This window comes from Amycolatopsis sp. NPDC054798, from assembly GCF_053611505.1.
This window is the reverse complement of record NZ_JBSHAM010000098.1, coordinates 20,833-27,181: the sequence shown is the minus strand read 5'-3', so window position 1 is coordinate 27,181 and position 6,349 is coordinate 20,833. Positions and strand designations below refer to the sequence as shown.

The following is a 6,349-nucleotide window of genomic DNA, read 5'->3' as shown; positions in this document are numbered from 1 at the left end:
TTGACAAGCACCCGCCGTCCGTCATCACAATGGGCTTCGGGGTGCCCCCAACCCATCCGGGGCGCAATGTCGCCGCCAGGCGACGAGCCGCCCCCGCAACCCCACCGTCACAAATCCAACGCAGCCCTCAACGCCACATCGATCTGCTCCTGGACATCCGAATCGATCTCCGCGACCCGCTCCGCCAGCCAAGGCCGATACAACCGCGTCAAATTCAACGTAGACACCCAATACCGGGCATCCACCGCCACCCCGAGAATGTCCTGCGGATCCCGATCCAGCAGCTCCGTCCCGAGCAGCCAAGGCCGCTCGGACTCATTCACCCCGTCCGACGACAGCAGCACCACAGTCCGCTGCCGCGCCGGATCGGTAGGCGGGTGGTAAGTCCAGACCTCACCCCTGCGCACGCATCTCCTTCTCCGCAGCCGCCCGTTCCGCCTCGTCCGCCTCAGCCGACGGCGCAGCAGACGCGCGCTGCGGGGTATATCCGGTCCGGACCGCCTCGCGCCGGGCCGCCTTCGACAGCCAGGACGAGACCGAAATTCCGTGCGCTTTAGCGGCCCGCTCGGCGTACTCGAGCGCGCCGGTGTCGAGCGAGAGTGTCACCTTACGTGTTGCCATACCTTTTACCGTACCACTGTCACAGCGTCGGCGACCTGCCCTCGAACGGCGTCGACAGCACGACGGTGGTCCGGGTGGACACTTTCGCCGCCTCGCGGATCCGCCGGAGCAGGTCTTCGAGGCCGAGCGGCGACGCGACCCGCACCAGCAGGATGTAGGACTCGTCGCCGGCCACGGAGTAGCAGGACTCGATCTCGGTGATGTGCTGGATCCGCTGCGGGTAGTCGTCGGGCGCGGCCGGGTCGTTCGGGGTGAGCGAGATCAGCGCGGTGAGCGGGAGGCCGATCTGCTCGCCGTCGAGGCGGGCGGTGTAGCCGAGGATGACGCCGCGCTGTTCGAGCCGGCGCACCCGCTGGTGCACGGCCGACACCGACAGCCCGACCCGTTCGGCGAGGTCGGTGAAGCTGCGCCGGCCGTCGGCGGCCAGTTCCTGCACGATCGCCTGGTCGAGCGGTTCCAGCGGCCCGCTCATGCGTCCAGCACGACCAGTTCGTGCGGCCGCGTGTTCACCGACTCGACGCCCGAGTCGGTGACGAGCACGATGTCCTCGATCCGGGCGCCCCAGCGGCCCGGCTGGTAGATGCCCGGCTCGACGCTGAAGGCCATGCCCGCTTCGAGCGGCAGCGCGTTGCCCGCGATGATGTAGGGCTCCTCGTGCACGTCGAGGCCGATGCCGTGGCCGGTGCGGTGGATGAAGTACTCGCCGAACCCGGCGGCGTCGATGATGTCGCGCGCGGCCTTGTCGATGCTCTCGGCGGTGGCGCCGGGGCGGACTGCGTCGACGGCGGTCTGCTGCGCGCGCTGCAGCACGGCGTAGGTCTCGGCGACGTCGGCGTCGCGGGGTTCGCCGATCGAGTAGGTGCGGGTGGAGTCGGAGTTGTAGCCCTCGGGCACCGGGCCGCCGATGTCGATCACGACGACGTCGCCGCGCTCGATCACGCGCTCGGAGACGTCGTGGTGCGGGCTGGCTCCGTTGGGGCCGGAGCCGACGATGACGAAGTCGGCGTGCGTGTGGCCCTCTTCGACGATGGCGGCGGTGATGTCCGCGCCGACCTCGGCCTCGGTGCGGCCCGCGCGCAGCCACTCGCCCATCCGCGCGTGCACGCGGTCGATCGCCGCGCCCGCCTTGCGGAGGGCTTCGATCTCGGCGGCGTCCTTGCGCATCCGCAACTCGCGCACGATCGGCCCGGCGAGGGTCTGCTCGGCGTCGCCGAACGCGGCGCGCAGGGACAGCACGTGCAGTGCCGGCGTGAAGTCGCTGACCGCGATCCGGCCGGGCTTGCCGAGCCGGTCGGCGACCAGCCGGTAGGGGTCGTCGCCGTCGACCCAGGTGACCACCTCGACGCCGAGGTCGTCGGTGGGCACCTCGGCGTAGCCGGGAGCCTCCAGCTTCGGCACCACGAGCGCGGGGGTGCCGTCGGCGGGGACGACGAGAGTGGTCAGCCGTTCGAACGAGCCGCCCGCCTGGCCGAGCAGGTACCGCAGGTCGGATCCGGGCGCGACGAGCAACGCGTCGGTGCCGGCGGCAGCGGCCGCTTTCGCGGCACGGTCGAGACGGGCGCGGAGCGCGGCGGCGTCGGGAGCAGGCGTGTTGAGGGATCGGCGCGACATGACGCCGAGCCTAGTACCGGCGTCCCGGCGCAGCCCGCCCGTCCTCCCCATTCCGGCGTGCCGCCCCGGCCACCTCGCCGAAGCCGGGCGCCGTCCGTGAAGGACTCCTTGAGGGAATCTGATTCCCTCAAGGAGTCCTTCACGGGATCTGGCTTCGCGGGAGCGGACGCGCCCGGCGCCGCTTTCCGGGTGATCCAGGCCGGATCTGGCAGGCTGTGCGGGTGACCGGACCACTCGCTCTCCTCGATTCCGCGAGCCTCTACTTCCGCTCGTTCTACGCGCTGCCCGATTCGATGACCGCGCCCGACGGGACGCCGGTCAACGCCGTGCGCGGGTTCACCGACACGATCGCGCGCATCCTGACCGACCGCCGCCCGTCGCGGCTGGTCGCTTGTCTAGACGCGGACTGGCGGCCGAAGTTCCGCACCGATCTGCTGCCGAGCTACAAGGCGCACCGGGTCGCGGAGCCCGGGAACGGCGGGGCGGACGTCGAAGAGGTGCCCGACACGCTGACCCCGCAGGTGCCGATCATCCTGGAAGTGCTGGAGGCGTTCGGGTTCGCGGTCGCGGAGGCGGCCGGGTACGAGGCGGACGACGTGATCGGCGCGCTCGCCACCCGGGAGAGGGACGCGCCGGTCGAGGTGATCACCGGCGACCGCGACCTGTTCCAACTGGTGCGCGAGGAGCCGACGCCGACGTCGGTGGTGTACGTCGGCAAGGGCTGGGCGAAGGCGGAAGTGCTGGGGCAGCGGGAAATCGCCGAGAAGTACGGCGTTCCGGCCGAGCACGCCGGGCCCGCGTACGCCGACATGGCCGCGTTGCGCGGCGACCCGTCGGACGGGCTGCCCGGGGTGGCCGGGATCGGCGAGAAGACCGCGGCGAAGCTGATCACGCAGTTCGGTTCGCTGGAGGAACTCGTCGCCGCGGCCTCGGCCGGGGACGCGCGGGTGCCGTTGAAGACCCGGTTGCGGCTTTCCGACGCCGCGGACTACCTGGCCGTCGCGCCCACTGTCGTGCGGGTCGCGGTGGACGCGCCGGTCGAGCAGTCCGGGCCGGACGCGGTGCCCGCCGCGCCCGCCGATCCGGAGCGGGTCAAGGAACTGGCCGAGCGGTGGAACTTGGGCCGTTCGGTGGAGCGTCTCCTGGCGGCATTGCCGGGAGCCTGACCGTGGGAGCGGGTTCCAGCGCCAGGCGAGCGCTGGAACCCGTCTCCGGTCAGAAGTGCGTGCCGGTCCAGGGCTGCGTCCCGGTCTGGAACAGCGCGTCCACCCTGGCCAGGGTTTCCGCGCTGGCGCCGGTGATCCGGCCGGACAGCGCCAGCGGACCGGCCTGCCAGGCGCCGAGGTAGAGCATCGCCAGCGTGTCGACGTCGAGCTGCAGATCCGCGTCGGCCTCGGTCCGCTCGACCCCGTTGCCGCCGACCCGGTACCGGCCGCGGTTGTCCGGCAGCATCCGGTCGTTCACTTCCAGCACGACCGGTTCCGCGGAGCCGTACGTGCGGGCGGCGAGCGCTGCCCGCACGTCGAGCAACCGCAGCCACAGCTCGTCGTCGAGGCCGACGGTCTGCGCGCGGCGAGGGTCGACGAGCAGCAGGCCGATCGGCTCGTCCACGGGACGGCCGCGCACGTTCACGACCTCGACCAGGTCGACCGACAGCAGGAACCGCCACAGCCCGGCCAGCGCTTCCGGGGTCGCCGCGTGCAGGTCGTGGACCTCGAGCGCGGCGCCGCGTTCCGGGTCGAGGTAGCTGTTCTGCGGCACGACGTGGAAGACCGCGAAGCCGTCGTCGCCGTTCGGTCCGGTGTGGACGGCGACGCGGTGGTTGCCGCCGTCCGGGTAGAGATGCCAGTTGAACGCGATCGGCCACCAGAGTTCCGGCCGGGCGATCGTGCCGGGACGCCCGGTGTCGATCCGTTGGTACAGCGAGGGAATCGTGGCGACCGCCTCGTCGGCGGAGAGCAGCCGGACCCGGCCGGGCGCGACGACGTTTTCGCGCAGCGGGGCCGGTTTCTTGACCTGCAGGGTGGCCATCCGGGTCGCGACGCCGTAGCCGTAGCGGCCGTAGATGAGCGCTTCGCTCGCGTGCAGTGCGGCGACGACGTGGCCGCGCTGTACGAAGTCGTGCAGTTGCCGGTCCATCATCGCGGTGAGCACGCCGCGGCGGGTCCAGTCCGCGCGGACGCCGACGCCGTCCACCGCGGCCATCGGGACGGTGCTGCCGCCGGGGACGGTGAGCGTGGTGGCGAACGAGCTGGCGATGCCGATGGGTTCTCCGTCGTGGAACGCCCCGGTCCGGCCGTCCGCCGTCCAGGAGTCGCCGACCTTCGCCCAGCGCTCGTCCGTGGGCGGGTTTCCGTGCAGGGACCGCACCAGAAGGTCGAAGGTCGCACGGCTTTCGGAGTCGGTGATCTGGCGTACCACGTAGTCGCTCATGCCCCGATTGAACCAATTGCCGCTGTCGTGCGGCTATCGGATTTACCGCGGCGGGTCGACCCGGTAGTTGCCGTCGGTGCCGGTGACCGTGATGGGAACGTGTTTCGTCGTGCCCGCGATGTCCACAGTGCACTGGAACCGCGAGCCGTCGGCGACGGGCTGGCGGTCCGGGCAGGACACCGTGCCGACGTCCGCCATCTTGTAGTCGGTGGTGAGGAGCCGGGTGACGGCCGAGGCCATCACCCGGGAGTCGAACACTCGCGTCGCCGACGAGGAGCTGGGCGCCGGCGACGACGCGGCACCCGGTCGCGCGGGGCCGTCCGGCGTGACGGTGACCGTGTGGACCGCGGGCGGGGGCGTCCCGCCGTCGCAGCCCGCGGCGGCGAGCATTGCCAAGCCGCACAACAACACCACCCGCACGGCGCGCATCAATCCCGCTCCTCTGCGCGAAACCTCCGGTCAACGGTCAGAAGAACGTACCGCACCACACCGTTTCGCGCGTGCCGAAGAGAACGTCGGCGGCGGCGGGCGCGGCCGGGTCGAGCACCTCGATCCGGCCGGTGTCGGCGAGCGCGGATGCCCGCCACGTGCCGAAGTAGAGCATCGCGAGGGTGTCCGCGGAGAGCCGCAGCGCGGGTTCCGCGTCAGTGCGCGAGGCTCCGTCCGGCCCGACGACGTAGCGGCCGTCGTTGGCGGGCAGCGATCGGTCGGTGACTTCGAGCACGACGGGGCCGGCCGGTCCGTAGGTGCGGGCGGCGAGCGCGGCGGGCACGTCGACCAGCCGGAGCCAGCTTTCGTCTTCGGTGCTTTCGGTTTTCGCCATCCGCGGGTCGGTGAACAGCAGCGCGTGCGGTTCGTCGAGCGGGCGCATCGGGAGCACGATCTCGTCGACCAGGTCGACCGACAGCAGGAACCGCCACAGTCCGGCGAACGCGGCCGGGTTGGCGTAGTGGAACGCCATCACCTGGAGCTTCCCGTGGTCGTGGGAGTCTTCCTCGACGTGGTAGGTCAGGTAGCCGTCGACGCCGTCCGGGCCCCGGTGCACAGCGGTCTGGACCAGTTTCGCGCGACGGCGCAGCTGTGCCTCGTAACCCGGCCAGTAGACCTCCGACCGGGTCATCGCGGCGACGCGGCCCATCGCGGTCGCGGCGTACAGTTCCGGCCATTTCGGGGCGGCCTCGTCGATGCCGAGCACCGTGACCTCTCCCCCGGCCGGCGCGTCCGGACGCAGCTCCGCCCGGCGCCGGTCCACTACAACTCGCTTCGCGAGAGTCGCGATTCCGTAGCCGTAGCGGCCGTAGATCGCGCCTTCGGACGCGTGCAGCAACGCGAGCGCGACGCCTCGTTCGGCGAAGTCCGCCAGCTGTGCCGCCTGCAGCGCGCTGAGCACCCCGCGCCGGGTGCGCCCGGCTCGGACGCCGACGCCGGTGACCGCGGCCAGCGGAAGCCGCGCTCCGCCGGGGACGACCATTTCCGAGTCGAACGATCGGGTGGTGCCGATCAGGTCCGGGTCGAACACGCCCCAGCTGCGCTCTGCTTGGAAGACCGCCGAGACGCTTTCCCATTCCTCGTCGGTCGCGGGCTGGACGTGCAGCGCGGCCCGGAACAGGTCCCCGGCGCCGCGGTGCTCGTCGGGGCGGAGGATCCGGACGGTGTAGTCGCTCATGCCCCGATCATCGCCGGG

At 71.6% G+C, this 6,349-nt stretch carries 8 protein-coding genes; 1 reads left to right on the top strand and 7 read right to left on the bottom strand.

Annotated elements, in window-relative coordinates; genetic code table 11:
* Nucleotides 1-107: 107 nt before the first annotated feature.
* Genes ACWGIC_RS37595 through ACWGIC_RS37580 form a run of 4 tightly spaced genes read right to left on the bottom strand, consistent with a single transcriptional unit; the run spans nucleotide 108 to nucleotide 2,232 of the window.
* Complete coding sequence (locus ACWGIC_RS37595; RefSeq protein WP_452080703.1) at nucleotides 108-407, bottom strand: hypothetical protein; 300 nt, start codon at nucleotides 405-407, stop codon at nucleotides 108-110.
* A complete protein-coding gene (locus ACWGIC_RS37590; protein WP_452080702.1) occupies nucleotides 394-621 on the bottom strand; it encodes a hypothetical protein in 228 nt (75 codons plus the stop codon). The genes ACWGIC_RS37595 and ACWGIC_RS37590 overlap by 14 nt, the downstream gene beginning before the upstream one ends.
* A gap of 19 nt (nucleotides 622-640) precedes the next feature.
* Nucleotides 641-1,093, bottom strand: a complete 453-nt coding sequence (locus tag ACWGIC_RS37585; RefSeq protein WP_009078207.1) for an Lrp/AsnC family transcriptional regulator — start codon at nucleotides 1,091-1,093, stop codon at nucleotides 641-643.
* Nucleotides 1,090-2,232 (bottom strand): M24 family metallopeptidase, encoded by a 1,143-nt coding sequence (locus ACWGIC_RS37580; RefSeq protein WP_452080701.1) that lies wholly within the window; start codon nucleotides 2,230-2,232, stop codon nucleotides 1,090-1,092. Before ACWGIC_RS37580 ends, ACWGIC_RS37585 begins: the two co-directional genes overlap by 4 nt.
* A 221-nt stretch (nucleotides 2,233-2,453) precedes the next feature.
* Here ACWGIC_RS37580 and ACWGIC_RS37575 point away from each other — a divergent pair, with 221 nt between their 5' ends.
* Nucleotides 2,454-3,398: a 5'-3' exonuclease gene (locus ACWGIC_RS37575; RefSeq protein ID WP_452080700.1), complete on the top strand. Its 945-nt coding sequence runs from the start codon at nucleotides 2,454-2,456 to the stop codon at nucleotides 3,396-3,398.
* A gap of 49 nt (nucleotides 3,399-3,447) precedes the next feature.
* Here ACWGIC_RS37575 and ACWGIC_RS37570 read toward each other — a convergent pair whose 3' ends face one another.
* The 3 genes from ACWGIC_RS37570 to ACWGIC_RS37560 are packed head-to-tail and all read right to left on the bottom strand — an operon-like array spanning nucleotide 3,448 to nucleotide 6,331.
* Nucleotides 3,448-4,665, bottom strand: a complete 1,218-nt coding sequence (locus ACWGIC_RS37570) for a GNAT family N-acetyltransferase (protein ID WP_452080699.1) — start codon at nucleotides 4,663-4,665, stop codon at nucleotides 3,448-3,450.
* A 42-nt stretch (nucleotides 4,666-4,707) separates the two neighbouring features.
* Entirely contained in the window at nucleotides 4,708-5,094 is a 387-nt protein-coding gene (locus tag ACWGIC_RS37565) for a DUF4333 domain-containing protein (RefSeq protein WP_452080698.1), read from the bottom strand.
* 37 nt (nucleotides 5,095-5,131) lie between these two features.
* The gene (locus ACWGIC_RS37560) at nucleotides 5,132-6,331 is read right to left on the bottom strand and encodes a GNAT family N-acetyltransferase (protein ID WP_452080697.1); all 1,200 of its coding nucleotides are present in this window, start codon (nucleotides 6,329-6,331) and stop codon (nucleotides 5,132-5,134) included.
* Between the last annotated feature and the right edge of the window lie 18 nt (nucleotides 6,332-6,349).